Below are 1037 nucleotides of genomic sequence, written 5' to 3'. Positions count from 1 at the left end.
ACGTTTGTAAAGGGGTGTAGCGACAGTTAAACTGATGACTGTGATTAGGAAAGCTGATGAAAGGAGAGAGAGGGGCGTAGCTTGCGGGGCCCGACGCCATCGCCAGAAGTTTTGTTAAGAAAGTTGAGGGTTTTGCTTTCTGTCGGTCAGCTCGTGATACCTTTCTAAAACCTGAAAGCGGGAAAGTCCGGTGCAATTCCGGCGCTGTGCCGCAACTGTAAAAGTCAGAATGCCGATTTCGGGGGCGCTTTGTGGGCGTTTACTTTTGGATTCCCTGCGTAGCACGGGGAGGAGATTATTTGTTAGCTTTGACTGATTTGCCGACTTGTCCGGGTTTATTTTACGGTTCCCAAGCCCGAGACGGAGTTTTATCGAGAATGCGGATTCCGGGGGGAATTTTAAACGCGCAGCAGTGTCGGACGATCGCCGATGTGGCCGATCAATACAGTACCGGCTGTTTGCAAGTGACAAATCGGGCAAATTTGCAAATCCGAGAAGTGAACTCGGAAATTGCCCCGGAAGTCTGGAACCGCTTGCAGGAATTGGGGATAGCGTCTCGCCGCGTTGAAGTTGACCCGATTCGCAATATTATGGCAAGCCCGACAGCAGGGATCGATCGCCAGCAGTTACTCGATACTCGCCCGCTAGTGAAAGCTTGGGATGATTACCTGCAAACGCATTCCGAGTTGTCGCAACTTTCGCCTAAGTTCAGTATTGGCTTGGACGGCGGGGAATCGGTTTCGATCCAGGCTTTACGCAACGATATTTTATTAGCTGCTGAAGGGCTTTCAACCCAATCAGAAATCTTTTTTCGGCTGCATTTCAACGGCGATACAGGAATTTTAATCCCAGAATCGCAATGTATTTCAGTATTAGCGGCCCTGGCTAGCACCTATCTTGAATACACCAAAAATCGACCTCGAATTGATGGCAAAAAACCGCGTTTGCGTCACCTGCTGGCAGATTGGGGCACTGAAAGTTATCTAGAAAAAGTACAGCAGAATTTACCATTTTTATGGCAATTCACATCTTGTACC

At 48.8% G+C, this 1037-nt stretch carries 1 pseudogene and 1 riboswitch; the pseudogene reads left to right on the top strand.

From position 1 onward, the window contains the following. Window positions 1-163 precede the first annotated feature (163 nt). Window positions 164-243: riboswitch (adenosylcobalamin-variant (AdoCbl-variant) riboswitch) on the top strand. Window positions 244-251: 8 nt separating this feature from the next. Next, window positions 252-1037, top strand: a pseudogene (locus QT992_RS28730) (precorrin-3B synthase); the annotation flags it as partial.

The organism is Microcoleus sp. T3_D1 (genome assembly GCF_036700405.1).
Classification (GTDB): domain Bacteria; phylum Cyanobacteriota; class Cyanobacteriia; order Cyanobacteriales; family Microcoleaceae; genus Microcoleus.
Note: the sequence above shows the minus strand (reverse complement) of the source record. Positions and strands in the feature narration are given on the sequence as shown.